This is a genomic window from Salmonella sp. K21076, assembly GCF_039650795.1.
In the GTDB taxonomy this organism is placed as follows: domain Bacteria; phylum Pseudomonadota; class Gammaproteobacteria; order Enterobacterales; family Enterobacteriaceae; genus Salmonella; species Salmonella enterica.
The window spans coordinates 1-26034 of record NZ_JBCLYA010000006.1 but is presented as its reverse complement, the minus strand read 5'-3'; the positions used below and the strand labels follow the sequence as shown (position 1 = coordinate 26034).

Below are 26034 nucleotides of genomic sequence, written 5' to 3'. Positions count from 1 at the left end.
GCAAACGTATCTGCAACCAGAAACATGATCGGTATAGACCGCCACGGAAAAGTGGTAGAGTATCCGGGTCAACCGCCTAAAAAGTAAGAATGAATGACCGTCGAAACGCAGCTTAACCCTACACAGCCTGTCAACCAGCAAATTTACCGTATTCTTCGGCGTGATATCGTGCATTGTCTTATCCCGCCTGGCACGCCGCTATCAGAAAAAGAGGTCTCAACCCGTTTTAACGTTTCGCGTCAGCCGGTGCGCGAGGCTTTTATAAAGCTGGCGGAAAATGGGTTGATTCAGATCCGCCCTCAGCGCGGTAGTTATGTGAATAAGATTTCGCTTTCTCAGGTACAGAATGGCTGCTTTGTTCGGCAGGCGATCGAATGCGCGGTGGTCCGCCGTGCGGCGGCGATGATCACCGACAACCAGTGCTATCAACTGGCGCAAAACCTGCACCTGCAACATATTGCCATCGAGCGCAAACAGATTGATGATTTTTTCCAGCTTGATGACGATTTCCACCAAAAACTGGCGCAGATCGCCGATTGCCAGTTAGCGTGGGATACCATTGAAAATATCAAAGCGACAATTGACCGGGTTCGCTATATGAGTCTGGATCATGTTTCTCCGCCGGAGATGTTGCTGCGCCAGCACCATGATATTTTCTCCGCGCTGGAAAATCGTGACGGCAATGCGGTTGAGAGCGCAATGACCCAGCATTTGCAGGAAATTAGCGAATCCGTTCAGCTTATCCGTCAGGAAAACAGCGGCTGGTTTAGCGAAGAGTAACCCCCTTTAACGTCGGGGTGAGACGCCTTCTCCGCTTTCTCGCCCTGCACATTCCCGCCTAAAAAGCCGTGAGCTTGATCAAAAACAAAAAAAATCCGCAACGATAAGCGTATTTATATGTCGCCCGTCATGCGGGGAAACCTGCGGGCTTTGGCAGTAAGTTTGAAAGGAGAAAACACCATGATGACATACGATCGTAACCGTAACGCAATCACCACCGGTAGCCGGGTCATGATAAGCGGCACGGGCCATACCGGGATTATCAAAGCCATTGAGAGCGAAGGTCTGGATGCAGGTCAAATTCGCCGCGGCAAAACGGTGATTGTCGAAGGTTGTGAAGGTAAATTCGCGCCAGTCGAACTGATTCGTCTTGGCATGAACTGATACCACTGGCCGCTAAGAACCGCTCCGGCCTTCCCGGTAGCATAATGCTACCGGGTCTCTGTTACGCTATTTCAAGCGCTCGGCATATTTCGCCACGCTCGCTTTCGCGCCATATGTCAGTAAACTGTCATAGGCTTCTTGCACTTTTTGCGTAAACCGCGCCGCCTGCGGCAAATCGTTGCCGAAAATTTCAGCCATTCCCAGCAGCGCCTTAACACGACTGGCGCCTTCTTCACTGTTTGCCACGGCGCGCTGAATAACCGGCAATAGCGGATCGCTGACGTCGATCGCCTTACCCTGCTCATCCACGCCGCCAACGTAACGCATCCACCCCGCCACGCCCAGCGCCAGCAAATCAAAATCGCTATGATTAGCAAGATGCCAGCGAACGGAGTCCAGCATACGCTGCGGAAGTTTCTGGCTGCCATCCATCGCAATCTGCCAGGTATGATGACGCAGCGCCGGATTACGGTAACGCGCAATCAACTGATCGGCATAACGCTGTAAATCTACCCCCTGGACTTTCAGCGTTGGCGCCTGCTCGCGTAACATTAACGCCTGCGCGGTCAGACGATAGTTGTCGTCATCCATACAGTCATTAATATGCTGATAGCCGGCAAGATACCCCAGATAAGCCAGGAATGAATGACTGCCGTTAAGCATTCGCAGTTTCATCTCTTCAAACGGAACCACGTCGGCGACCAACGTCGCGCCCGCGTTTTCCCACTGCGGACGCCCCGCCACAAACGTATCTTCTATCACCCACTGACGAAACGGTTCACAGGCAACGCCCGCCGGATCGCGCACGCCGGTCAGTTGTTCGATTTTATCCAGCGTCTCCGGCGTGACCGCAGGGACAATCCGATCAACCATGGTTGACGGAAATGTCACGTTTTGCTCGATCCATATCGCCAGTTCCGCATCCACCTCCCGGGCGTAAGCCGTCACAACCTGACGCGTCACATGCCCATTTTCCGGCATGTTGTCTCAGGACATCACGGTAAATGCCGGTAAGCCTGCGGCTTTACGACGCGCTAACGCTTCGACAATAATACCCGGTGCCGTTAGCGGTTGATGCGGATTTTGCAGGTCGGCGGCAATCATGGGATGTTCCAGCAGAAGTTGACCCGTGGCTGGCGAATGACAATACCCTTTCTCGGTAATGGTCAGAGACACAATCGCTATTTGCGGTTCGCACATCGCCGCCAGCACACGTTCCAGACCATCAACCTGAACATGCAACGCCGCTTTGACGACGCCCACCACACGCGCCGTCCAGGCATCCGCCGACATCTCCGCCACGGTATAGAGGTTATCCTGCTGCTTTAGATCGGCAATCTGCTGTTCGCCGCCAATAAGATTAACCTCATAATAGCCCCAGTCGCTATGCTGCTCCGCAGCCAGAATATCTGTATAAACCCCCTGATGCGCGCGATGAAACGCGCCAAAACCGAGATGGACCATCCGCGCCGCCAGCGCCGCGCGATCGTAATCAGGAAGCGTCGCCTTTGCCGATAAAAGCCTGTTTTGCATTTTATAACCTCTATATTCTGAAAGCGGAACAGTCGCAGAGTAACGCCTGCCCTGGTGCATTTGGATTTACGCTAATTAAACAAAAGTGACCGGACAGCATGGCCGAAACCGCATTAACGTTCCGGCCATACCGTCGACACGATTTAACTCGTCTGGGTTGCGGAGTGGCGTAACTTCTCTGCCGCTGTCGCTTCCGCCGCATCCTCAGGCAAACTCAGGTCGCGATCTCTGACCTCCGGCATCAACAGCGCAGAAATCAGACCAATACACGAGTAGAGCACCAGCATAATTAAGATGGGCAGCCAGGAATCGGTCATGTTACAAAAGATCCCTGCGAGGACGGGGCCAAAGCCAACCGCCACCAGGCCTCCTGCCTCTTTTGAAATCGCCATCCGGGTGAAGCGATTACGCGATCCGAAAATTTCCGCCATGGTGATGTTTTCCAGCGCAAATAATCCCAGCACGGCAAAGTTATGAATAACAATGAGCGCCGCCATAATTACGCCAGGGCTATACGTTTTATCTACCACAATAGACAACATCGGCCAGGCGAGAATAATCGCGGAGATATTCAATATTATATACGGTAGCCGACGACCGTATTTATCGGACAACCACCCCAAGAGTGGGATAGTGATAAAACCAATTACGGAACTTATCATTAACGCATCGGTTGGGATAGATTTGTTAAATAATAACGTCTGAACTAAATATCCGGCAAGGAAAGTTTGAATAAGCCCGGAATTCCCCGCCTGCCCAAAACGTAAACCGGTGGCCAGCCAGAAAGATTTGCTGGTAAACATCGCGCCCAATGTATTTTCTGACGCAGGCGTTAACGCTGGCGATTTTTCGCCTTCGCTTACTTTTTCGAATACCGGACTTTCTTTCAGATTCATTCGCAGCCAGATCGCGAATATCATAACAACGACGCTCGCCAGGAAAGGAATACGCCATCCCCAGGCGATCAGTTGTTCGCGTTCAAGCGCAAAGAACATCACCGCCCAGATCGCCGTCGCGCTCAACGTACCGCAATTGGTGCCCATCGCGACCAGCGAGGAAATGATGCCACGCTTTCCTTTCGGCGCATACTCGGCCAGCATGGTACCCGCGCCGGAAATTTCCGCCCCGGCGCCCAGCCCCTGTATAATTCGCAATGTTACCAGTAATACTGGCGCAAAAATGCCGATTTGCGCATACGTCGGCAGTACGCCAATCAGCGTGGTGCAGATCCCCATCATGGTGATAGTAATAAACAATACTTTTTTTCGTCCGATGCGGTCGCCCATTTTACCAAAAACAAAGGCGCCGATAATTCTGGCTATATAACCTGCACCATAGGTGCCCATTGCCAGAATAAGCGCCATCGCGGCAGACTGTTCCGGGAAAAATATCTCATGGAAGACCAGAGCCGCGCCTAGTGAATATAACTGAAAATCCATAAATTCAAGCGCGGTGCCTAACCAGCCAGATACGGCAGCGCGCACTAAATCCTGAGTCGATCGTTCATGCTTTATTTGTGTCATATAGGCAATCTCTAAGAGGTAAGATGCGTACCACTTACTCGCAAGTATTTATATTATTTCGCAAACGTGAGTAAGACTTTGCAGCATTGACGCTGGTCTTTCTCGAAAAGCTCAATCGCGTCGGTGACATGTTGATAATCAAATGTATGCGTTATCAGCTTATCCGGATCAATAAGCCCTTTATTCAGCCAGTCAATCACGACCGGGAATTTATTGGCATTAAGACGCGATGAATAAATAGCCAGCTCTTTTCCGGTAATACCCTGCTGTACAATCTCACACGGGTCGCTGGAAAATCCCATCAGGACAATGCGTGCCGCAGGCGATTCTTCAATGCGATCAACGACTATGACCGTTTTAACCTGATAAACCCCCTTCAACGCCTGTACGGTCGTCAGTCCCATCGGGCCTGCGCCATAGATAAGCGCCACGTCCTGCTCGGTCGGATTCACCTGCCCCGTCACATTTGCCGCAATGGTAAACGGCTCAACCATGACGGCATGATGGTCTGCGATGTTGTCCGGTATGCGATGAGCATTACGGGCCGGCGCCACCGCATACTCGCTGAAACCGCCGTCACGATGCACGCCCAGCACCACCAGCGAGGTACACACATTGGGTTTACCGACTGAACAAGGGTAACAATGCCCGCAACTGATCACCGGATCGACGGATACCCGTTCTCCTATCCGGTCGCGATTGACGTTGTCGCCTACCGCGTCGATGACACCGAAAAATTCATGGCCTATGACACGGGGATATTTTGCAAAGGGATTATGTCCCCGATAAATATGGCTGTCGGAACCGCAGATACCCGCCAGTTTCACTTTAATACGAACTTCGCCAGATGCTGGCTGCAGAAGCGCGCGCGTTTCGATGGTTAATGTATTCGGTTTTTCGATTACGATGCTTTTCATTTTTCGCTCCTTACCAGTTCCACAGTGTGCCGTCTTCAAGACGGGCCACCGGCAAATAGGCTGGATCGTACGGATATTTCGCCGCCAGTTTTTCATTAAACTCAATGCCCAGTCCTGGCTTGTCGCCCGGATGCATATAGCCGCCCTCGAACGTCCAGTTATGCGGGAAAACCTCCAGCATCTGTTCGGAGTAGCCCATAAACTCCTGCACGCCAAAGTTAGGCACCCACAGGTCAAAATGTAATGCCGCGGCCATACAAACCGGCGACAGATCGGACGGCCCATGCGAACCGGTACGCACCTGGTAGAGCGAGGCAAAATCGGCAATGCGGCGCATCCCGGTAATACCACCGGCATGGGTAATCGTGGTGCGGATATAGTCAATCAATTGCTCTTCAATGAGCTGTTTGCAATCCCAGATACTGTTAAAGACTTCGCCTACGGCAATCGGCGTAACCGTATGCTGGCGGATCAGGCGGAAGCACTCCTGATTTTCAGCCGGCGTCGGGTCTTCCATCCAGAACAAACGATAGTCTTCAATACATTTGCCAAAGCGGGCAGCCTCAATAGGCGTCAGTCGGTGATGCATATCGTGCAGAAGATGTTCATTAAACCCGAACGTATTACGCACGGCGTCAAACAGCTTTGGCGTAAAATCGAGATACTTTTCCGTTGACCACAATTGTTCTTCCGGCCACTGGCCTTTTGTCGCGGGCTCATAGGCCAGTCCCTTACCTTTCGCCATGCCGTAGGTGGTTTTCATCCCCGGAACGCCGCACTGCACGCGGATTGCTTTGAACCCTTGCTCTTTATGACGCGCGTAGTCTTCCAGCACATCGTCGATGGTGTGGCCTGTAGTATGGCAATACACCATGACGCCTTCACGAGAAGCGCCGCCGAGTAACTGATACAACGGCATATTGGCGGCTTTGGCTTTAATATCCCATAGCGCCATATCAACTGCGGAAATGGCGGACATGGTGACAGGACCACGGCGCCAGTACGCACCTTTGTAGAAGAACTGCCAGATATCTTCGATGCGGTGAGCATCCCGCCCGATGAGTTGTGGACACAGATGATCGGTAAGGTACGAGGCCACCGAGAGCTCGCGTCCGTTCAGGGTGGCATCCCCCAGACCGGTGATCCCGTCTTCCGTGGTTATTTTTAAGGTGACGAAGTTACGCCCTGGACACGTAACAAAAACTTCAGCCCCTACAATCTTCATTTTTATTCCTTACATCGCATTATGGGATGCAGGAAATTTACCCAACTGAGCTACTACCATACAAGTATATTTATCTAAAAAGCGCTGCCAGATCACAAAATGTTCTGGCAGCGCGGCAATGTTACGTACGCCCCCATCCAACGACGATAATCAGCATTCCACACAGCGCGATCAGCGCGCCGCTCCAGTCATAAACCGTGAGCCGGACGCCATCGACAACACGTAACCACAGGAGCGCAGTACAGACATATACCCCACCGTAAGCCGCATAAACCCGCCCACTCGCCGCCGGATGCAAGGTCAAAAGCCAGACGAATAACGCGAGTGACGCGGCAGCGGGCAGAAGCCACCACACGCTGGCGCCGCGCTTAATCCATAGCCAGGGAAGAAAACATCCAATGATTTCACAGAGGGCGGTGACAAAGAAAAGCAGAGTCGTCTTTAGCATGAGATTCATTTGGTTACGAAATGATAAGTGATAATACAACAGAATATCGTTACGGTTATCCGGCCATTCTTGTGTATATGCCAGGCATAAGGATTGGTGTAGAATTTACAGGTGGTTTACCGCTTTTTCCCCTCTAATGAAAGGATGTTGTGATGAACAATACGCTGAGCAAACGCCTTTGCCTGACGGCAATGCTTACGTTGGCGGCCGTTGTATATACTACTTCCGCATTCGCTGAAACCAGTAAACTGGTGATTGAATCGGGAGATAGCGCACAAAGTCGTCAGGAAGCGGCGATGGAAAAGGAACAATGGAACGACACTCGCAGTCTGCGTCAGAAAGTGAATACCCGCGCAGAAAAAGAGTGGGACAAAGCCGATGCCGCCTTTGATAACCGCGATAAATGCGAGCAAAGCGCCAACATCAACGCCTATTGGGAACCCAATACTCTGCGGTGTCTGGATCGTCGTACAGGTCGCGTTATTACGCCCTGATGCAGGATAACTAAAAGGAAGTGTAAGGATACAGTATGACAAGTGACTACAAGGTCAGACTGCGCCCGCTTGAGCGTGAAGATTTACGATTTGTCCACCAGCTTGATAATAATGCCAGCGTTATGCGTTACTGGTTTGAAGAGCCGTATGAGGCTTTTGTCGAACTGTCGGATCTCTACGACAAACACATCCACGACCAAAGCGAACGGCGCTTTGTCGTCGAATGCGACGGTGAAAACGCCGGACTGGTAGAACTGGTGGAAATTAACCATGTGCATCGGCGGGCGGAATTTCAGATTATTATTTCGCCGGAGTACCAGGGAAAAGGCCTGGCGTCACGCGCGGCCAAACTGGCGATGGATTACGGATTTACCGTACTCAATCTCTATAAATTGTATTTGATCGTCGATAAAGAGAATGAAAAAGCGATTCACATCTACCGTAAACTCGGGTTTAGAGTAGAAGGCGAGCTGATTCATGAGTTCTTCATTAACGGCGAATACCGTAACACCATCCGCATGTGTATCTTCCAGCAGCAGTATCTGGATGAACATAAAACGTCCAGTTCTACGCTCCTGAAACCCACCGCGCAGTAAGCGCGGCGCGGTAGTCACGGAGAGTCGCACCGCGCCCGGTTTAGTAGTAATCGATACGATTTTTAATGGTGTAATGGTGGGACACTGCCGGCTTAACGCTCTCATCGACGATAACAAGCCGGCAGTCAACAGGGTTCGCGTACGCATCATATTCGCAGCTCTGTGTGACGTTGCCGACCTGTCGATCATCCACCCGGCTGACTGCCGTATAATCCAGCTTTTTACGGGAGTCCGTGGAGAGTTTTGCCGTCACAGAGAGCGTATTCTGCGAGTTTATGGTTGTCTTACCTAACGGATAACCTTCGCTATCATAGCGGTACTCGACCTTCATCTCTTTGCCCGTCGCCGATACCACAAAACCGTTGTCGTCCGTTTCCCAAGTCACGCCCGCCGAAGGCAACGCCGCCAGCTGGCACTTCCCCTGTAACTGCACCTTTTTTTCCAGCGTCTGAGCATCCCGGTAATAATTAGCATCCAGCACGAGCGCCAGCCCCGTATTATTCTCCAGATCGTGTAACTCAAGCGTATCAAAACAGCCTTCCTGTGAAAGCGTACCGGTGACCTGCTTCGCCACTTCGCCATTCTCACTCATCAACGTCTGGCTGAAATCCTTTACCGGACCACGTAATGGATCAAAATCAAATTCGTTCGAAAAACTGGCCATTTCCGGCGTAAAAGACTCGGGGGATTTCGGGTTATCACAACCTGCCAGTATCATGCACAATAACGTCAGTAAAAGGGGTTTCTTCACGCGTGTCACCAGGATGAAAAGATATTTATCATCATATTAGCAAATACAGTTATTTACACGAAAAATGCTAAGCTTAGAACATCGTCATTAATCACAGGAGTTCATGATGAAAATCGCAACTGCAATAGCCGCTCTGGCGTTAGTCAGCGCCCCCTCGCTGGTGATGGCGGCACCGGGATCGTGCGAGAGAGTAAAAAGCGATATCGAACAACGTATCATCAATAACGGCGTGCCGGCGGATAATTTTACGCTCACTATCGTTCCTATACGACCAGGCCGATCAGCCGGACTCACAGGTGGTGGGCCATTGCGCGAACGACACGCATAAAATTCTTTATACCCGCACCAGCAGCGGCAATGCGCCAGCCAATACCTCTCCCGCTCAGGACGGTTCATCCGCCGAACCACAATAACCTCCTCCTGCCCTCCGGGTCCGGAGGGTAACGCTCTTTGACATGGATTAATAATCCTTACTCCCAAAGGGGTAAACTCATTACATCATTAGCATGTTAATAATTTCGCTATAGTCATTAATATATAGCGAAACGATAACGACAATGGAGTGAGTGATGCCCGGAGAAAAGCAGCAAACAGGCGTTAGCCGCAGGACGTTAGTGAAATCAGCGGCGCTTGGCTCACTGGCGCTGGCTGCCGGAGGCGTATCTTTACCGTTTGGGATGCGTACCGCGGCCGCGGCGGTGCAGCAGGCTATGCGCAACGAAGAAGATAAAATCGTCTGGGGCGCCTGTTCGGTCAACTGCGGCAGTCGCTGCGCCCTGCGTCTGCATGTAAAAGATAATGAAGTCTGGTGGGTTGAAACTGATAACACTGGCGACGATGTCTACGGCAATCATCAGGTTCGCGCCTGTCTGCGGGGCCGTTCAATCCGTCGGCGCATTAACCATCCGGATCGCCTTAACTATCCCATGAAACGCGTTGGCCGCCGCGGCGAAGGCAAATTTGAACGCATTAGCTGGCAGGAAGCGCTGGACACCATTAGCGCCAGCCTGAAAAAGACCGTAGAGATCTACGGCAATGAAGCCGTTTATATCCACTATTCATCCGGCATCGTAGGCGGCAACATAACCCGCTCGTCGCCTTCCGCCTCGCCGGTGAAGCGTTTGATGAACTGCTACGGCGGTTCGTTGAATCAATACGGCTCATACAGTACCGCGCAAATTTCTTGCGCCATGCCCTACACCTATGGATCCAACGACGGCAACAGCACATCTGATATCGAAAACAGTAAACTGGTGGTCATGTTCGGCAATAATCCGGCTGAAACACGCATGAGCGGCGGCGGCATTACCTGGTTTCTGGAGCAAGCGCGTGAACGCTCAAATGCGCGCATGATCGTGATAGATCCGCGCTATACCGATACCGCTGCCGGACGTGAAGACGAGTGGATACCTATTCGCCCCGGCACCGACGCCGCGCTGGTGGCGGGAATTGCCTGGGTATTGATTAACGAAAATCTCGTTGACCAGCCTTTTCTCGACAACTATTGCATCGGCTACGATGAAAAGACCCTTCCGGCTGACGCCCCCCCCAATGGCCATTATAAGGCTTATATTTTGGGCCAGGGCGAGGACGGTATCGCCAAAACGCCGCAGTGGGCGTCACACATTACCGGCATCCCCGCCGATCGGATTATCAAACTGGCGCGCGAGATAGGTAGCGTCAAGCCGGCCTACATCTGTCAGGGTTGGGGCCCGCAGCGTCAGGCGAACGGCGAACAAACCGCTCGCGCCATCGCCATGTTTCCGATTCTGACCGGCAACGTCGGCATTCATGGCGGTAATGGCGGCGCACGCGAATCCACTTACACCATTACCATTGAACGTCTGCCGGTCCTGGAGAATCCCGTTAAAACCGCCATCTCCTGCTTTAGCTGGACGGACGCCATTGCGCGCGGCCCGGAAATGACCGCCCTGCGCGACGGCGTACGCGGCAAAGATAAGCTGGATGTCCCGATCAAATTTCTATGGAACTACGCTGGCAACACCCTGATTAATCAGCATTCGGATATTAATAAAACCCATGAAATTCTTCAGGATGAAGCAAAATGCGAAATGATTGTGGTCATCGACAATTTTATGACCTCTTCCGCGAAGTACGCCGATATTTTACTGCCGGATCTCATGACCGTCGAACAGGAAGATATCATCCCCAATGATTACGCCGGCAATATGGGATATCTGATTTTTATCCAACCGGCGACGACGCCTAAGTTTGAACGCAAGCCCATCTACTGGGTACTCAGCGAAATCGCCAGACGCCTCGGTGACGATGTGTATCAGCGGTTTACCGAAGGCCGTACCCAGGCGCAATGGCTGCAATATCTGTACGCCAAAATGCAGGCAAGAGATCCGGCATTGCCCGCGTATGACGAGCTAAAAAAAATGGGCATCTATAAACGCAAAGATCCCAACGGCCACTTTGTCGCCTATAAAAAATTTCGTGAAGATCCGCAGGCCAATCCGTTAAAAACGCCGTCCGGTAAAATCGAAATCTACTCAAGCAAACTCGCTCACATCGCCAGTACCTGGGAGCTGGCGGAAGGCGACGTGATAAGCCCACTGCCGATTTATACCCCTACTTTTGAAGGATGGGACGATCCGAAGCGGAGCACCTTCCCGCTACAGCTGTTTGGCTTTCACTATAAATCCCGTACCCATTCAAGCTACGGCAATATTGATGTTCTGCAGGCCGCCTGTCGCCAGGAGGTGTGGATAAATCCGCTTGATGCGCAAAAACGTGGTATCGCGAATGGCGATAAGGTTCGCGTCTTTAACGATCGTGGAGAAGTGCGTCTACCCGCCAAGGTCACGCCGCGTATTCTGCCGGGCGTCAGCGCGATGGGTCAGGGCGCATGGCATAATGCGGATATGGCTGGCGATAAAATTGACCACGGCGCCTGCATCAATACGCTCACGACGCTGCGTCCTTCCCCCCTGGCAAAAGGGAATCCTCAACATACAAATCTGGTGGAAATCGAAAAAATCTAAGCCGCCTGCTCCGGGGCGTTTTTACGCGCCCGGAGCTCCCCGTTTTGCGAACACAACGACATTTAAAACTCTTTTTTGGATGAGCATAGTGAGGAGCTGTTATGAAAATCACCAACCCTGAGGCATTAATGGCGGCCAGTATCAGCCGACGAAGCCTGGTGAAAACCTCCGCTATCGGTAGCCTTGCGCTTGCCAGTAGCGCTTTCACCCTTCCGTTCTCCCGCATCGCCCACGCCGCAGCAGACCTCGCATCTGGCAATATGGCAGAAAAAGCGGTCTGGAGTTCATGTACCGTTAACTGCGGCAGCCGCTGCCTGCTGCGCCTGCACGTAAAAGATGACACCGTATATTGGGTTGAATCAGATACCACGGGCAACGATGAATATGGCAACCATCAGGTACGCGCCTGCCTGCGCGGTCGTTCTATTCGTCGCCGGATGAATCATCCCGATCGCCTGAAATATCCGATGAAACGCGTTGGTAAACGAGGAGAAGGCAAATTCGAACGTATCAGTTGGGATGAAGCGTTGGATACCATCGGCGATAACCTTAAACGCATCCTCAAGGACTACGGCAACGAAGCGGTACATGTCCTTTACGGTACCGGCGTGGACGGCGGCAATATTACCAATTCTAACGTACCGTATCGCCTGATGAACGCCTGCGGCGGCTATCTCAGCCGTTACGGTAGCTACAGCACCGCCCAAATCAGCGCGGCCATGAGCTATATGTTCGGCGGCAACGACGGCAACAGTCCGGATGATATCGCCAATACAAAACTGGTGGTGATGTTTGGCAATAACCCCGCGGAAACACGTATGAGCGGCGGCGGCGTGACATACTATGTCGAACAGGCGCGCGAACGCTCCAACGCCCGGATGATCGTCATTGACCCGCGTTATAACGACACTGCTGCCGGCCGCGAAGACGAGTGGCTGCCGATTCGCCCAGGTACCGATGGCGCGCTGGCGGCGGCAATCGGCTGGGTGCTGATTACCGAAGATCTTATTGATAAACCGTTTCTGGATAAATACTGCATCGGCTACGACGAAACCACTCTGCCCGCCTCGGCCCCGCGTAACGCGCACTATAAAGCCTATATTTTGGGTCAGGGCGAAGACGGTATTGCTAAAACGCCGCAATGGGCCGCGCAGATTACCAGTATTCCGGCGGAAAAAATCATTCAACTGGCGCGGGAAATCGGCTCGGCGAAACCGGCTTACATTTGCCAGGGCTGGGGACCGCAACGCCACTCTAACGGGGAGCAGACCGCACGCGCAATCGCCATGTTGTCTGTACTCACCGGTAACGTCGGCATAAATGGCGGTAATTCCGGCGTGCGCGAAGGCACCTGGGATCTGGGCGTCGAATGGTTTCCTATGCTGGAGAACCCGGTAAAAACCCAGATTTCGGTCTTTACCTGGACCGACGCTATCGATCATGGCGCGGAAATGACCGCCACACGCGACGGCGTGCGGGGAAAAGACAAGCTCGACGTGCCGATCAAATTTTTGTGGTGCTACGCCAGTAATACGCTGATCAATCAGCATGGCGATATCGCCCACACCCACGAGGTGCTTCAGGACGACAGTAAATGTGAAATGATCGTCGGCATCGAGCACTTTATGACCGCGTCGGCAAAATATTGCGACATTCTGCTGCCTGATTTAATGCCGACCGAGCAGGAAGATCTGATTTCCCACGAATCCGCAGGCAATATGGGCTATGTCATTCTTGGTCAGCCCGCCACCTCGCCGAAATTTGAAAGAAAGCCCATTTACTGGACGCTCAGTGAAGTGGCTAAACGGCTTGGTCCGGACGTATACCAGACCTTCACAGAAGGCCGCACGCAGCATGAGTGGGTCAAATACCTGCACGCAAAAACCAAAGCGCGTAACCCGGAAATGCCGGATTACGAAGAGATGAAACAGACAGGGATTTTCAAGAAAAAATGCCCGGAGGAGCACTACGTCGCTTTCCGCTCATTCCGCGAAGACCCTGCCGCCAACCCACTGAAAACGCCGTCCGGTAAAATCGAAATCTATTCCGAGCGTCTGGCAACCCTCGCCAACACGTGGGAGCTGAAGAAAGATGAGATTATCCATCCTTTACCCGCCTATACGCCAGGCTTTGACGGTTGGGACGATCCGCTTCGTCAGCGCTACCCGCTACAGCTAACCGGCTTCCACTATAAAGCGCGTACCCACTCCAGCTACGGCAATATCGACGTCCTGCAACAGGCGTGTCCGCAGGAGATCTGGATCAACCCGATTGATGCGCAAGCGCGCGGCATTCAGCACGGCGACACCGTGCGGGTCTTTAACCAGAATGGAGAGATGCTCATTCCGGCAAAAGTCACGCCGCGCATATTGCCTGGCGTCACCGCTATCGGCCAGGGCGCCTGGTTAAATGCCGACATGTTTGGCGACAAAGTCGATCGCGGCGGCTCCATTAACATTCTGACGTCGCACCGGCCTTCCCCACTGGCGAAAGGTAATCCGTCACACAGTAATCTTGTTCAGGTTGAAAAGGCGTAAGGAGTAACCGATGACAACCCAGTATGGATTTTTTATTGATTCCAGCCGTTGCACCGGTTGCAAAACCTGCGAACTGGCCTGCAAGGACTACAAAGATCTCACTCCCGACGTCAGCTTCCGCCGCATTTATGAGTATGCGGGCGGTGACTGGCAGGAAGATAACGGCGTCTGGCACCAGAACGTCTTTGCCTACTATCTCTCCATCTCCTGTAACCACTGCGAAGACCCGGCCTGTACCAAAGTCTGCCCGAGCGGCGCGATGCACAAGCGCGATGACGGTTTTGTGGTGGTGAATGAAGAGGTCTGTATCGGCTGCCGCTACTGCCACATGGCCTGCCCGTACGGCGCGCCGCAGTACAACGCGGCCAAAGGTCATATGACCAAGTGCGACGGCTGTTATGACCGGGTGGCGGAAGGCAAGAAACCGATTTGCGTGGAATCCTGCCCGCTGCGGGCGCTGGATTTCGGCCCGATAGACGAACTGCGCAAAAAACACGGTGAGCTGGCTGCCGTCGCGCCGTTGCCGCGCACGCATTTCACGAAGCCGAATATTGTGATTAAACCCAACGCCAACAGCCGCCCGACCGGGGACACCACCGGTTATCTGGCCAATCCGAAGGAGGTATAAGATGGGAAGTGGATGGCATGAATGGCCGCTGGTCCTGTTTACGGTGCTGGGTCAATGTGTGGCCGGGGCGCTGATCGTGAGTGGATATGGCTGGTTAACCACCAAAGACGATGTGGCAAAACAACGCATCGTGCGCAGCATGTTTTTTCTGTGGCTGGTGATGGGACTGGGATTCCTCGCGTCGATTATGCATCTCGGCTTGCCGATGCGCGCGTTTAACTCGCTTAACCGCGTAGGCGCTTCCGCACTGAGTAATGAAATCGCCGCAGGATCGGTGTTCTTTGCCGTAGGCGGCATCTGGTGGCTGGTGGCGGTACTCGGTAAAATGCCCCCGGCGCTGGGTAAAGTGTGGCTGCTGGTCAGTATGGCGCTCGGCGTTGCATTCATCTGGGCAATGACGCTCGTTTATCAGATAGATACCGTGCCAACCTGGTATAATGGCTACACCACGCTGGCCTTTTTCCTCACGGCATTCCTGTGCGGTCCGGTGTTTGCGGCGCTACTGCTACGCATCGCGCGCGTCCCATTTTGCAGCGTGACGTTTGCCAGTATTAGCGGCCTGGCGTTGGTGGTGTGCGTGGCGGTCATCGTACTACAGGGACTGTCCCTCTCAGCCATTCACAGTTCCGTGCAACAGGCCAGCCATCTCGCACCGGATTACGGTATGCTACAGGTCTGGCGCATTGTCTTGCTTGCTGCCGGATTAGGTTGCTGGCTATGTCCACTAATCCGTCGCCGCGAACCGCATACCGTTGGTTTGCTGCTCGGTGTCGTACTGGTGCTGGCGGGCGAAATTATTGGCCGCGGACTTTTTTATGGCCTGCATATGACCGTAGGTATGGCCGTCGCAGGTTAATTTATGCGTGCGGGGCGACCCGCACCTTTCGGGATTGTTTGAATGACCACTTTTTTACAACGTGATGATTTTGCAGTAACGGCGCGTGTTCTTGGCGCGTTGTTTTATTATTCGCCGGAAAGCCACGAAACCGCTCCTCTGGTCCAGGCGCTATTAAACGACGACTGGCAGGCGCAGTGGCCGCTTGATGCCGAGGCGCTTGCACCTGTGGCGGCTATGTTTAAGACCCACAGCGAAGAGTCGTTGCCACAAGCCTGGCAGCGCCTGTTTATCGGCCCTTACGCTCTGCCGTCTCCGCCGTGGGGTTCCGTCTGGCTGGATCGTGAGAGCGTATTATTTGGCGATTCTACGTTGGCGCTACGTCAGTGGATGCGCGAAAACGGGATTCAGTTTGAAATGCAGCAAAACGAGCCAGAAGATCATTTTGGGGCGCTGTTGTTGCTGGCGGCCTGGCTTGCCGAGAATGGCCGTCATCATGAATGCGAACAACTCCTGGCCTGGCATCTGTTTCCGTGGTCGCCCCGCTTTCTGGACGTATTTATCGATCATGCCGGGCATCCGTTTTATCAGGCGTTGGGGCAACTGGCGCGTCTGACTCTGGCGCAATGGCAAGCTCAACTCATTATTCCCGTCGCTGTAAAACCGTTATTCCGTTAATCCCCACAAAAGGCAGGATTTTACCTGCCTTTTCTCCCATTGTGGCCTATTTTTACCTACAAAAAGTGACAACGTCACACCTCGCTTCTATTTTTAAGATAATTCTTTATCGTGAATGTTCACGCTAAGCCGCATAAGGGCAAAACATAATTGTTAATAGATGTTTAACAGTGTTAAACATCACGCTCCGCTGGAATCCTTCCCAACCTGTTGCTATAGCTCAAAGCACCCTGCCGGAACATGGCATAACAACACGCGACTCTTAACGTCGCCATAACACATGCAAACAGGGAGACACACCGCAATGCACATCCTCACCCTAAAACGCGTACTTGGGTTCACTATCGTCATTCTGCTGTTACTGGCGCTGTTTATCTGGGGAATCGGTCTGGAGACGCTGAAAGCGCGTCAGGTCGATCTGCTGTATCTCGGACAACGGCATTTGATGCTGGTCTTTACGTCCATGTTTTTTGCTTTACTGGTCGGTATCCCGAGCGGGATTTTACTCAGCCGACCTGCGGCAAAAGGATTTGCTGAATATGTCATGCAAATCTTTAATGTTGGTAATACCTTGCCGCCACTGGCCGTCCTGGCCTTAGCGATGGTGATTATCGGGATCGGCGATACGCCCGCCATTGTCGCGCTATTTCTGGCTTCTCTTCTGCCTATCGTCCGCAATACCTATGCAGGCCTCTGTTCCGTTCCCGCCTCACTGATTGAAGCGGCGAACGGGATTGGGATGACAAAATGGCAGCGGCTTCGCCAGGTAGAGCTACCTAATGCGTGGCCAGTGATGCTGTCCGGTATTCGCATCGCGACCGCCATCAATGTCGGCACCGCGCCGCTGGCCTTTCTGATCGGCGCCAGCAGCTACGGCGAGCTGATTTTTCCGGGGATTTATCTCAACGATTTTCCGACGTTGATTCTCGGCGCAACGGCCACGGCGTTATTCGCGCTGATTCTTGACACTCTGCTTGCCTGGTTTGGGCGACGCCTTAGCCCTCATACCGTCTGAACGCATAAATAACAATAAGGAGCGTTAAATGAGATTCAAAAAACACCTGTTGGGATGGCTTGCCACAACGCTGTTGTTCAGTAGCCAGACGCAGGCCGCGCCGCTGGTTCTCGCCACCAAAAGCTTTACCGAGCAGCATATTCTTTCCGCTATGACCGTTCAGTATTTGCAGAAGAAAGGCTTTCAGGTTCAGCCGCAAACCAATATCGCCGCGGTGATTTCACGTAATGCGATGGTGAATAAACAAATTGATATTACCTGGGAATATACCGGTACATCGCTGATTATTTTCAACCGTATCGATAAGCGCATGAGTCCACAGGAAACCTACGACACGGTAAAACGCCTGGATGCGAAGCTGGGCCTGGTATGGCTCAAACCGGCTGACATGAACAATACTTACGCGTTCGCGATGCAGCGTAAACGCGCCGAGTCGGAAAATATCACCACCATCTCGCAAATGGTGGCAAAAATCGAACAAGTCCGGCAGAACGATCCTGACCACAACTGGATGCTCGGCCTCGATCTGGAATTTGCCGGGCGCAGCGACGGGATGAAGCCCCTTCAGCAAGCCTACCAGATGCAGCTCGATCGCCCGCAAATACGACAGATGGACCCAGGGCTGGTCTATAACGCCGTTCGGGATGGACTGGTTGACGCCGGGCTGGTCTATACCACCGACGGACGGGTGAAAGGGTTTGATCTGAAAGTGTTGGAAGATGATAAAGGCTTCTTTCCAAGTTACGCTGTCACGCCCGTGGTGCGTAAAGAGGTGCTGGAAGCCAATCCTGGTCTTGATGACGCCTTAAACACCCTTTCCGGCCTGCTCAATAACGATGTGATATCGACCCTAAACGCCCAGGTCGATATCGAGCATCGCACGCCGCAACAGGTAGCCCATCAATTTTTGCAGGACAAAGGTCTGCTGTAAGGAGCGCCTATGGATACGATACATTATATGCTGGATAACGCAGGCTATCTCGCCAGCCTTACCTTTCAGCATCTCTGGCTAGTCGCGCTGGCCGTCGGTCTGGCGATTATCATCGGCGTACCGTTAGGCGTTTTGATTGTACGCCACAAATGGCTGGCAACGCCGGTATTGGGCGCCGCCACGCTACTTCTTACCATTCCGTCTATCGCGCTGTTTGGATTAATGATCCCGCTCTTTTCGCTGATCGGGCATGGTATTGGCGTTCTGCCCGCTGTGACGGCCGTTTTTCTCTACTCTTTACTGCCGATTGTCCGGAATACCCATACTGCGCTTGATAGTTTGCCGCCCGGTCTGCGTGAAGCGGGACGCGGCATCGGTATGACTTTCTGGCAACGGCTGCGCTGGGTCGAAATCCCAATGGCCCTACCGGTTATTTTCGGGGGTATCCGCACCGCGGTAGTGATGAATATCGGCGTGATGGCGATTGCCGCGGTGATCGGCGCCGGCGGTCTGGGGCTGCTACTGTTAAACGGCATTAGCGGCAGCGATATTCGCATGTTAATTGCCGGCGCGCTGATGATCTGTCTACTGGCAATTGTACTTGACTGGCTGTTGCATCGTCTGCAAGTCGTACTGGCACCTAAGGGGATACGATAATGATAAAACTGGAAAATCTCACCAAACAATTTGTACAGAAAAAGGGTCAGCCGCTAAAAGCCGTCGACAACGTCAACCTGAACGTGCCGGAAGGCGAAATGTGCGTCTTACTCGGTCCCTCCGGCTGCGGCAAAACCACCACGTTAAAGATGATCAACCGGCTGATCGCGCCCAGCAGCGGTAATATTCTTATCAACGGCGAGAATACCAACGATATGGATACGGTAACGCTACGCCGCAATATTGGGTATGTTATCCAACAGATCGGCCTGTTTCCTAATATGACGATTGAAGAAAATATTACCGTTGTGCCGCGCATGTTGGGTTGGGACAAAGCGCGCTGCAAGCAACGCGCCGAAGAGTTGATGGACATGGTGGCGCTGGATGCCAGAAAATTTCTGCATCGCTATCCAAAGGAGATGTCCGGGGGACAGCAACAGCGTATTGGCGTGATCCGCGCTCTGGCCGCCGATCCGCCGGTACTGCTGATGGATGAGCCCTTCGGCGCGGTGGACCCCATTAACCGCGAAGTGATCCAGAACCAGTTTCTGGATATGCAGCGTAAGCTAAAAAAGACCGTGATGCTGGTCAGCCATGATATCGACGAAGCGCTAAAACTCGGCGACCGTATCGCCGTGTTCCGTCAGGGGCGAATTGTACAGTGCGCCAGTCCTGATGAACTGCTGGCCAAGCCGGCTAACGAGTTTGTCGGGTCGTTTGTCGGTCAGGACAGAACGTTAAAGCGTTTGCTACTGGTCTCCGCAGGCGATGTGACCGACCAACAGCCAACCATTACCGCGCGGCCTTCCATGCCGTTAAGCGAGGCGTTCGGCATTATGGATGATCACGATATTCGCGCCATTACCGTCATTGACAACGACGGTAAGCCACTGGGATTTGTGAAGCGCCGGGAGGCGCGGAACGCCAGCGGAATCTGCGCCGATATCACCCATCCTTTCCGTATTACGGGCAAAGCGGAAGATAATCTGCGTATTGTGCTGTCCAGATTGTACGAAAGTAATACCAGCTGGATGCCGATCGTTGATGAAGACGGACGCTATAACGGTGAAATCTCTCAGGATTACATCGCCGATTATCTCAGCTCAGGCCGCACTCGTCGGGCGCTAAATATTCACGAAAGCAGCTAACGTTGCCGCCGGATCGCCTCTCGCTATCCGGCAGTATCATTATTGTACGCAATATTATATCGCACATAGTGCTTTTGCGTCTGACGCCATTTCCCCGCAGAATAGGCTATCCTGAAACTCCCTGTTTACCCGCTCATGCATCGTTTACACGCTTACCCGGATCTGCGCGCGATGTTTCGTCGCCTGCTGATCGCTACGCTCATCGGTATTCTCGCGGCGCTGGCTGTCGCCGCCTTCCGTCATGCGATGCAATTGCTGGAGTGGATTTTCCTGAGTAATGACACCGGCAGTCTGGTGAATGCGGCTGAGGGGCTTTCGCCCTGGCGACGGCTGATTACGCCGGCGCTTGGCGGCCTGGCCGCTGGTCTGTTGCTGTGGGGGTGGCAAAAAATGAACCAACAGCGCCCCCATGCGCCCACTGACTATATGGAAGCATTGCAAACCGACGGGCAATTTGACGTTGGCGCCAGTCTGGTGAAATCGCTGGCCTCGCTGCTGGTCGTGGTCAGCGGCAGCGCAATTGGTCGCGAAGGCGCAATGATCCTCCTCGCCGCGCTGGCGGCGTCCAGCTTTGCCCGACGCTTCACGCCGCGTGAGGAATGGAAATTATGGATCGCCAGCGGCGCCGCTGCGGGCATGGCGGGCGCTTACCATGCGCCGCTGGCGGGCAGCCTGTTTATCGCGGAGATCCTGTTCGGTACCTTAATGCTGGCTTCCCTCGGCCCGGTTGTCGTTTCCGCCGTCGTCGCCCTGCTAACCACCCATGTATTAAACGGTAGCGATTCACTACTCTATACCGTACATCTGACCGTTGATCTCTACGCGCGGGAGTACGTCATGATAGTCAGTACCGGTCTGGTCGCCGGTCTGTGGGGTCCGTTGCTGATGTGGCTGATGACGGCCAGCCATAATAGTTTCTTACGCTTAAAACTGTCCCCGCCCTGGCAACTGGCGTTGGGCGGGCTTATTGTCGGATTACTGTCGTTACTCACGCCCACGGTATGGGGAAACGGCTATAGCGTCGTACAATCATTTTTGCTCTCCCCGCCGCTATTCTCGCTGATTGGCGGAATTTTTGCGTGCAAAATCCTGGCGGTGCTCGCCAGCAGCGGGTCTGGCGCGCCGGGCGGCGTCTTTACGCCAACATTATTTGTCGGATTATCCATTGGAATGTTTCTGGGTCGGATATGGGGATTCTGGCTGCCAGGCTCGGATGAAATAGCGATTTTATTGGGGCTGGCGGGTATGGCGACGCTACTGGCGGCGACAACTCATGCGCCGATAATGTCCACCCTGATGATTTGTGAAATGACCGGCGAGTATCAGTTACTCCCCGGTCTGCTGATTGCCTGTGTAGTCGCGTCAGTGCTCTCGCGAACGTTACGCCATGATTCTATCTACCGCCAGCACGCTGCCGAGCATTGACAAACGAATATACTGCCCCAGCTCACGCTGCTCGGCGCGCGGCAGGTACGGTAACTCGCCAATCAGCGGCGCTGGCAGTTTTTTCCCAAGCACATCAATAATTTCAGCATAATGCGCCAGGCCAGGATTGATACGATTCGCCACCCAGCCAATTAAGGGCAGTCCATCATTAGCGACAGCTTGCGCAGTCAGTAGCGCATGATTAATGCACCCCTCCTGAATCCCCACCACCATCAATACCGGTAACTGTTCCTGTACCACCCATTCGGACAATGGACGTAAATCATTCATCAAACTACGCCAGCCACCAGTGCCCTCCACAACCACGTGGTCCACTTTATCGCTCAGACTCGCCAGACCGTTGGACAGCAAGGTGTAATTTATAGGACAGCTATGCGCGACGCTGCTTTCTTCTTCGCTTAACGCGATCGGATTAATCGCCTCATACGGCAACTCCAGCGAAGAGACGCTTTGCAATACCAGAGCGTCTTTGTTGCGCATCCCTTCTGGAGTCTCTTTGCTCCCTTTAGCGACAGGTTTATACCCTGCAACGCTCTTACCACCCGACGATAACGCTTGTAGTAATGCGCGGGAAACCACCGTCTTCCCAACAGAAGTGTCTGTACCTGTAATAAAGAAACGCTTCAGCATCACTAACTCCACCGTTATGCTTCGAAAATATAAGCCAGGAAAATAATACAGTGGAGAAAGTCTAAGATATGGCAAGGGCAATCAGCTTGAGTTAGCGCAAATTTTTGTACAACAGTTAAAAAATGTTAACCCTGTAATAGACGAATCAACAAAGAGCCGTTATACATCGCGTCTTTTACCAACGCCGCCCCGGCCATCGTGCTCTGGTTGGTAAACTGCGTGCTTTCCACTACCGTATTCCTACTGTAGGCGGGCAGCGCCTGCTGACGGATACTGTCAGCAATGGCCGGAAAAAGAATATCAGCCGCTTTACTTAGCGGCGAACCAATAAGAATTTTTTGCGGATTAAATAAATTCACCATGATAGCCAGAATGCGTCCGACATGCGCGCCAACGCCGCTAATAATATCTTTTGCTAATAGATCTCCCTGCATCGCCGCCTGACACAGCGAATCTACCGTTAACGGCTGGCCATGCAACATTGAACTTATCGACTGATTAAGCCGAAGCTGCGTAAGTTCCAGCACACTATCGACGCTGGCGATGGTCTCCAGACAGCCATGATTACCGCAATAACAGCGCTTACCATAAGGATTGACCTGGGTATGCCCAATCTCTACCAGACTGCTACTGCCCGCATGAAGCAAATGACCGTCGGTGATAACGCCCGCCCCCACATTATGATCAATCACCACCTGGATAACGTCGCGCGCGCCGCGTGAGGCGCCAAAAAGCGCCTCTGCCATCGTCCAGGCGCTAATATCATGCTGAATGTAAACCGGTACGCCGGTGTGCCGCTCCAGCGCATCTCCCAAAGGCATCTCTTTGACATCTTCGTAATACGGCATCCGGTGCACAACACCGTTTTCGGTATCGATAATGCCCGGTAACGTAATGGCAATGGAGGTCAAACGCTCCAGTTTCTGCTGATGGCGGGTAAAAAACCGATCAACGTGCGTAATAATTCGCTCAAGCAACGGCGTAGCTTCGTTTAACGGCAGCGCCAGACACTCTTCTACCACCAGTTTGCTGCTAAGATCGCGCAGTGCAAGGAAAATTTCGCCACGGCTAATACGAATAGATAAATAGTGCCAGGCTTCCGTTTCCACCATCAGCCCGACGGCGGGACGTCCACGACTGCCCGCCTCTTTAATTTCAAGTTCCTGAACCAAATGCGCTTCCAGCATTTCGCGAACAATTTTCGTAATACTGGCAGGCGCCAACTGCGCCAGACGAGACAGGTCAATTCGCGATACCGGTCCGAGCTGATCAATCAGGCGATACACTGCGCCAGCATTGGTCTGCTTAATTTGATCGATATGCCCAGGCTGACTATCAGCAACCACCGCTCACTCCCTTTATTTTCGCGCTCCGAAATAATCTGTGTGCTATGGTGAAACACTTCAATACTCGCCGTCAACTTTTTGCTTAGCCGTGTGATTAACTGCACATTTTCACCCTTTTTAAGCGTAATTAATCCTGTCGGGCAGCCAGTAATAGCAGTTGGCAAAACCGCTGTACGGCATGACTCTGTTCATGATGCTTTGGCCATACCAGCCACATTTCAGATACGGCGTCCTCTTCTGCCAGGGGAACCCAGCGCATCTCGCTCATCTGTACACGCTTAAAGGATGCCGGCAGAATCGAGACGCCCAGTCCCGCCGCCACCAGACCGATAATAGTCATTGCCTCGCCAACCTCCTGCGTGATGGTCGGCGACAGGTTATAGCGCCGCATCAGGCCGAGAATATCGTCGTAGAGACCCGTCCCGACATGCGGATCGAAAAAGACGAAAGGTTCTTCCGCCAGTTCTGTCAGACTGACGACTGGCTTTTGCGCCAGCCGATGTTCGCGCGGGATCATGGCCATAAGCGGCTCATGCAAAATCACCTCGCGATTAAGTGTGTCTGGCAGCGGCGTATTCCGCAGCAAGCCAATATCCAGTACGCCTTCGTTGAGCGGCGCGATTTGCTCACGCGTATTCATTTCACGCGTTTGCATATGCACCCCCGGATAGGACTGGCGGAACAACGAAAAGGTATGCGATACCGCCCGAATAAAAGGCGCTGAAGACGTAAAACCAATACGGATTTCGCCCGCTTCGCCCTGATGCAACCGCTCGGCGCGAGCGGCGGCGTCGTTTACCAGACTCAGGATGTGTCGGCTATCCGCCAGAAACTGTCGCCCGGCGGCGGTTAACGCTACGCTGCGGTTGGTCCGCGCCAGTAATCGCGCACCGACCTGCTGCTCCAGAATTTGTATCTGCTGACTGAGCGGCGGCTGCGAGATATTGAGGCGCGCGGCGGCGCGACCAAAATGCAGCTCTTCTGCTACCGCCACAAAGTAACGTAAATGACGTAATTCGATATTCATATTTTTAACGTCTTATTTGAGACAATTAATATATTAGACAGAATATTTTGCTTTTTCTATGCTTTACATGTCGGTTATACCCGTCTCCTGTTGACGGAGATGTAAAGCAAGGATTTAACGTGAGTCGTACAACTATTCTCGATGACGCCACGGCGAGCGATATCGATGAACAACGCCATTCTCAGCCGGTTCAATTTATTAAACGCGGTACAGCGCCTTTCATGCGCGTCACGCTGGCTCTTTTTTCCGCGGGCCTGGCGACTTTCGCACTCCTTTATTGCGTTCAGCCTATACTACCGGTACTTTCCCAGGAGTTTGGCGTCTCCCCCGCCAGCAGCAGCGTTTCACTTTCTATTTCTACCGCCATGCTGGCTATCGGCTTACTTTTTACCGGCCCGCTTTCTGATGCGATAGGCCGTAAACCGGTGATGGTCACCGCCTTGTTATTAGCCTCCTGCTGCACATTGTTATCAACCATGATGACCAGCTGGCATGGTATTCTGATTATGCGCGCGCTGATCGGTCTGTCGTTAAGCGGCGTCGCCGCGGTGGGAATGACCTACCTGAGCGAAGAAATCCATCCCAGCTTTGTCGCTTTCTCTATGGGGCTCTATATTAGCGGTAATTCCATCGGCGGGATGAGCGGGCGTTTATTAAGCGGCGTCATGACCGACTTTTTTAACTGGCGCATCGCGCTGGCGGCCATCGGATGCTTTGCGCTGGCGTCCGCGCTGATGTTCTGGAAGATTTTACCTGCCTCGCAACATTTCCGTCCCACGTCGCTACGGCCTAAAACGCTATTTATTAATTTCCGTCTCCACTGGCGCGATCGAGGGTTACCACTGCTGTTTGCGGAAGGTTTTTTACTGATGGGCGCGTTCGTCACCCTGTTTAACTACATTGGTTATCGCCTGATGCTCTCCCCCTGGGAATTAAGCCAGGCCGTGGTCGGACTGTTATCCGTAGCCTATCTCACCGGCACATGGAGCTCGCCGAAAGCTGGCGCAATGACCTCACGCTATGGCCGGGGGCCGGTGATGCTGTTCTCTACCGCAGTAATGCTGGGCGGGCTTTTACTGACGCTTTTTACCTCGCTTTGGCTGATTTTTGCCGGGATGCTGCTTTTTTCCGCCGGCTTTTTCGCCGCGCACTCCGTGGCCAGTAGCTGGATTGGCCCGCGTGCGCGCCGGGCGAAGGGACAGGCCTCGTCACTTTATCTTTTCAGCTATTATCTGGGGTCCAGTATTGCCGGGACGCTAGGCGGTGTATTCTGGCATAGTTACGGCTGGAACGGCGTAGGTGGTTTTATCGCGCTAATGCTGGTGCTGGCCATCCTGGTCGGGACGCGGCTACATCATCGTCTTCACGCCTGAAAAGAAATAAATATCCTCCGGCATAGCCGGAGGTTTTTCTGATGCGCCTGTAAGGCTCTCTTACCAGCCGCGCCCTAACAGGCGCATACGATCTGACATTTGCATCAAACTTCGTTACTTACGG

At 53.0% G+C, this 26034-nt stretch carries 24 protein-coding genes and 1 pseudogene; 16 read left to right on the top strand and 9 right to left on the bottom strand.

Translation table 11 applies throughout. The annotated features are described in order from the left end of the window. Positions 1–93 precede the first annotated feature (93 nt). Together AAYN39_RS02010 and ydfZ are read left to right on the top strand one after the other, a co-directional pair. Positions 94–780: a GntR family transcriptional regulator gene (locus tag AAYN39_RS02010; protein WP_000215563.1), complete on the top strand. Its 687-nt coding sequence runs from the start codon at positions 94–96 to the stop codon at positions 778–780. Between the two features lie 180 nt (positions 781–960). Then, positions 961–1164: a putative selenium delivery protein YdfZ gene (gene ydfZ / locus AAYN39_RS02005; protein ID WP_000989267.1), complete on the top strand. Its 204-nt coding sequence runs from the start codon at positions 961–963 to the stop codon at positions 1162–1164. Positions 1165–1230: 66 nt separating this feature from the next. Here ydfZ and AAYN39_RS02000 read toward each other — a convergent pair. The 5 genes and pseudogenes from AAYN39_RS02000 to AAYN39_RS01980 all read right to left on the bottom strand — a co-directional run bounded on the left by AAYN39_RS02000 (position 1231) and on the right by AAYN39_RS01980 (position 6810). Next, positions 1231–2697: pseudogene (locus AAYN39_RS02000) on the bottom strand (mannitol dehydrogenase family protein). Between the two features lie 143 nt (positions 2698–2840). Then, positions 2841–4220, bottom strand: coding sequence for an MFS transporter (locus tag AAYN39_RS01995; protein ID WP_000192118.1), 1380 nt, complete (start codon positions 4218–4220; stop codon positions 2841–2843). Positions 4221–4273: 53 nt separating this feature from the next. Continuing rightward, entirely contained in the window at positions 4274–5137 is an 864-nt protein-coding gene (locus AAYN39_RS01990) for a Zn-dependent oxidoreductase (RefSeq protein WP_000836485.1), read from the bottom strand. A gap of 10 nt (positions 5138–5147) precedes the next feature. Then, a complete protein-coding gene (gene rspA, locus AAYN39_RS01985) occupies positions 5148–6362 on the bottom strand; it encodes a starvation-sensing protein RspA (protein ID WP_000706283.1) in 1215 nt (404 codons plus the stop codon). Positions 6363–6483: 121 nt separating this feature from the next. Beyond that, a complete protein-coding gene (locus tag AAYN39_RS01980) occupies positions 6484–6810 on the bottom strand; it encodes a YnfA family protein (RefSeq protein ID WP_000921383.1) in 327 nt (108 codons plus the stop codon). 152 nt (positions 6811–6962) lie between these two features. Between AAYN39_RS01980 and AAYN39_RS01975 the strand changes: the two genes are divergently transcribed. Both AAYN39_RS01975 and speG read left to right on the top strand, forming a co-directional pair. Then, positions 6963–7304, top strand: a complete 342-nt coding sequence (locus AAYN39_RS01975) for a DUF1283 family protein (RefSeq protein ID WP_001066440.1) — start codon at positions 6963–6965, stop codon at positions 7302–7304. Positions 7305–7339: 35 nt separating this feature from the next. Beyond that, positions 7340–7900 (top strand): spermidine N1-acetyltransferase, encoded by a 561-nt coding sequence (gene speG / locus AAYN39_RS01970; protein ID WP_000199998.1) that lies wholly within the window; start codon positions 7340–7342, stop codon positions 7898–7900. A 40-nt stretch (positions 7901–7940) separates the two neighbouring features. On the opposite strand, the gene AAYN39_RS01965 is transcribed toward speG, so the two are convergent. Then, on the bottom strand, positions 7941–8651 hold the full coding sequence (locus tag AAYN39_RS01965) for a YnfC family lipoprotein (protein ID WP_000743128.1): 711 nt from the start codon (positions 8649–8651) through the stop codon (positions 7941–7943). A 103-nt stretch (positions 8652–8754) separates the two neighbouring features. Between AAYN39_RS01965 and AAYN39_RS01960 the strand changes: the two genes are divergently transcribed. The 11 genes from AAYN39_RS01960 to clcB all read left to right on the top strand — a co-directional run bounded on the left by AAYN39_RS01960 (position 8755) and on the right by clcB (position 21513). Next, a complete protein-coding gene (locus AAYN39_RS01960; protein ID WP_250697971.1) occupies positions 8755–8979 on the top strand; it encodes a DUF1161 domain-containing protein in 225 nt (74 codons plus the stop codon). Between the two features lie 241 nt (positions 8980–9220). Next, positions 9221–11659 (top strand): selenate/tellurate reductase subunit YnfE, encoded by a 2439-nt coding sequence (gene ynfE, locus AAYN39_RS01955; RefSeq protein ID WP_001117601.1) that lies wholly within the window; start codon positions 9221–9223, stop codon positions 11657–11659. 101 nt (positions 11660–11760) lie between these two features. Continuing rightward, positions 11761–14196 (top strand): selenate/tellurate reductase subunit YnfF, encoded by a 2436-nt coding sequence (gene ynfF / locus AAYN39_RS01950; RefSeq protein WP_000705268.1) that lies wholly within the window; start codon positions 11761–11763, stop codon positions 14194–14196. Between the two features lie 10 nt (positions 14197–14206). Then, positions 14207–14824: a dimethylsulfoxide reductase iron-sulfur subunit DmsB gene (dmsB, locus tag AAYN39_RS01945; protein ID WP_000213070.1), complete on the top strand. Its 618-nt coding sequence runs from the start codon at positions 14207–14209 to the stop codon at positions 14822–14824. A 1-nt stretch (position 14825) separates the two neighbouring features. Beyond that, entirely contained in the window at positions 14826–15680 is an 855-nt protein-coding gene (locus AAYN39_RS01940; protein ID WP_000534718.1) for a dimethyl sulfoxide reductase anchor subunit family protein, read from the top strand. A 42-nt stretch (positions 15681–15722) separates the two neighbouring features. Continuing rightward, on the top strand, positions 15723–16337 hold the full coding sequence (gene dmsD / locus AAYN39_RS01935) for a Tat proofreading chaperone DmsD (protein ID WP_000206559.1): 615 nt from the start codon (positions 15723–15725) through the stop codon (positions 16335–16337). 304 nt (positions 16338–16641) lie between these two features. Next, positions 16642–17352 carry an osmoprotectant ABC transporter permease OsmY gene (gene osmY / locus AAYN39_RS01930; RefSeq protein WP_000547814.1) on the top strand — a complete coding sequence of 237 codons (711 nt, stop codon included), beginning with the start codon at positions 16642–16644 and terminating at the stop codon, positions 17350–17352. Positions 17353–17380: 28 nt separating this feature from the next. Further along, entirely contained in the window at positions 17381–18283 is a 903-nt protein-coding gene (osmX, locus tag AAYN39_RS01925) for an osmoprotectant ABC transporter substrate-binding protein OsmX (protein ID WP_001211196.1), read from the top strand. Between the two features lie 9 nt (positions 18284–18292). Then, positions 18293–18940 carry an osmoprotectant ABC transporter permease OsmW gene (gene osmW, locus AAYN39_RS01920; RefSeq protein ID WP_000379676.1) on the top strand — a complete coding sequence of 216 codons (648 nt, stop codon included), beginning with the start codon at positions 18293–18295 and terminating at the stop codon, positions 18938–18940. Next, positions 18940–20088 (top strand): osmoprotectant ABC transporter ATP-binding protein OsmV, encoded by a 1149-nt coding sequence (osmV, locus tag AAYN39_RS01915; protein ID WP_000593089.1) that lies wholly within the window; start codon positions 18940–18942, stop codon positions 20086–20088. Before osmW ends, osmV begins: the two co-directional genes overlap by 1 nt. 135 nt (positions 20089–20223) lie before the next feature. Continuing rightward, positions 20224–21513: a voltage-gated ClC-type chloride channel ClcB gene (gene clcB / locus AAYN39_RS01910; RefSeq protein ID WP_000554915.1), complete on the top strand. Its 1290-nt coding sequence runs from the start codon at positions 20224–20226 to the stop codon at positions 21511–21513. Here clcB and bioD read toward each other — a convergent pair. The 3 genes from bioD to AAYN39_RS01895 form a co-directional block, all read right to left on the bottom strand. Further along, the gene (gene bioD, locus AAYN39_RS01905; RefSeq protein ID WP_000919236.1) at positions 21469–22164 is read right to left on the bottom strand and encodes a dethiobiotin synthase; all 696 of its coding nucleotides are present in this window, start codon (positions 22162–22164) and stop codon (positions 21469–21471) included. The two genes, clcB and bioD, sit on opposite strands and share 45 nt — an antisense overlap. A 125-nt stretch (positions 22165–22289) precedes the next feature. After that, on the bottom strand, positions 22290–23510 hold the full coding sequence (gene mlc / locus AAYN39_RS01900) for a sugar metabolism global transcriptional regulator Mlc (protein ID WP_000225089.1): 1221 nt from the start codon (positions 23508–23510) through the stop codon (positions 22290–22292). 127 nt (positions 23511–23637) lie between these two features. Beyond that, complete coding sequence (locus AAYN39_RS01895) at positions 23638–24537, bottom strand: LysR family transcriptional regulator (protein WP_001019571.1); 900 nt, start codon at positions 24535–24537, stop codon at positions 23638–23640. Positions 24538–24656: 119 nt separating this feature from the next. On the opposite strand from AAYN39_RS01895, the gene AAYN39_RS01890 reads away from it, so the two are divergent. After that, on the top strand, positions 24657–25910 hold the full coding sequence (locus tag AAYN39_RS01890) for an MFS transporter (RefSeq protein WP_000091796.1): 1254 nt from the start codon (positions 24657–24659) through the stop codon (positions 25908–25910). Positions 25911–26034 lie beyond the last annotated feature (124 nt).

Bases quoted from the DNA above. Each gene is read 5' to 3' on its own strand.
- AAYN39_RS02010 (WP_000215563.1), top strand. From the start codon at position 94: ATGACCGTCGAAACGCAGCTTAACCCTACACAGCCTGTCAACCAGCAA.
- ydfZ (WP_000989267.1), top strand. From the start codon at position 961: ATGATGACATACGATCGTAACCGTAACGCAATCACCACCGGTAGCCGG.
- AAYN39_RS01995 (WP_000192118.1), bottom strand. From the start codon at position 4,220: ATGACACAAATAAAGCATGAACGATCGACTCAGGATTTAGTGCGCGCT.
- AAYN39_RS01990 (WP_000836485.1), bottom strand. From the start codon at position 5,137: ATGAAAAGCATCGTAATCGAAAAACCGAATACATTAACCATCGAAACG.
- rspA (WP_000706283.1), bottom strand. From the start codon at position 6,362: ATGAAGATTGTAGGGGCTGAAGTTTTTGTTACGTGTCCAGGGCGTAAC.
- AAYN39_RS01980 (WP_000921383.1), bottom strand. From the start codon at position 6,810: ATGCTAAAGACGACTCTGCTTTTCTTTGTCACCGCCCTCTGTGAAATC.
- AAYN39_RS01975 (WP_001066440.1), top strand. From the start codon at position 6,963: ATGAACAATACGCTGAGCAAACGCCTTTGCCTGACGGCAATGCTTACG.
- speG (WP_000199998.1), top strand. From the start codon at position 7,340: ATGACAAGTGACTACAAGGTCAGACTGCGCCCGCTTGAGCGTGAAGAT.
- AAYN39_RS01960 (WP_250697971.1), top strand. From the start codon at position 8,755: ATGATGAAAATCGCAACTGCAATAGCCGCTCTGGCGTTAGTCAGCGCC.
- ynfE (WP_001117601.1), top strand. From the start codon at position 9,221: ATGCCCGGAGAAAAGCAGCAAACAGGCGTTAGCCGCAGGACGTTAGTG.
- ynfF (WP_000705268.1), top strand. From the start codon at position 11,761: ATGAAAATCACCAACCCTGAGGCATTAATGGCGGCCAGTATCAGCCGA.
- dmsB (WP_000213070.1), top strand. From the start codon at position 14,207: ATGACAACCCAGTATGGATTTTTTATTGATTCCAGCCGTTGCACCGGT.
- AAYN39_RS01940 (WP_000534718.1), top strand. From the start codon at position 14,826: ATGGGAAGTGGATGGCATGAATGGCCGCTGGTCCTGTTTACGGTGCTG.
- dmsD (WP_000206559.1), top strand. From the start codon at position 15,723: ATGACCACTTTTTTACAACGTGATGATTTTGCAGTAACGGCGCGTGTT.
- osmY (WP_000547814.1), top strand. From the start codon at position 16,642: ATGCACATCCTCACCCTAAAACGCGTACTTGGGTTCACTATCGTCATT.
- osmX (WP_001211196.1), top strand. From the start codon at position 17,381: ATGAGATTCAAAAAACACCTGTTGGGATGGCTTGCCACAACGCTGTTG.
- osmW (WP_000379676.1), top strand. From the start codon at position 18,293: ATGGATACGATACATTATATGCTGGATAACGCAGGCTATCTCGCCAGC.
- osmV (WP_000593089.1), top strand. From the start codon at position 18,940: ATGATAAAACTGGAAAATCTCACCAAACAATTTGTACAGAAAAAGGGT.
- clcB (WP_000554915.1), top strand. From the start codon at position 20,224: ATGCATCGTTTACACGCTTACCCGGATCTGCGCGCGATGTTTCGTCGC.
- bioD (WP_000919236.1), bottom strand. From the start codon at position 22,164: ATGCTGAAGCGTTTCTTTATTACAGGTACAGACACTTCTGTTGGGAAG.
- AAYN39_RS01895 (WP_001019571.1), bottom strand. From the start codon at position 24,537: ATGAATATCGAATTACGTCATTTACGTTACTTTGTGGCGGTAGCAGAA.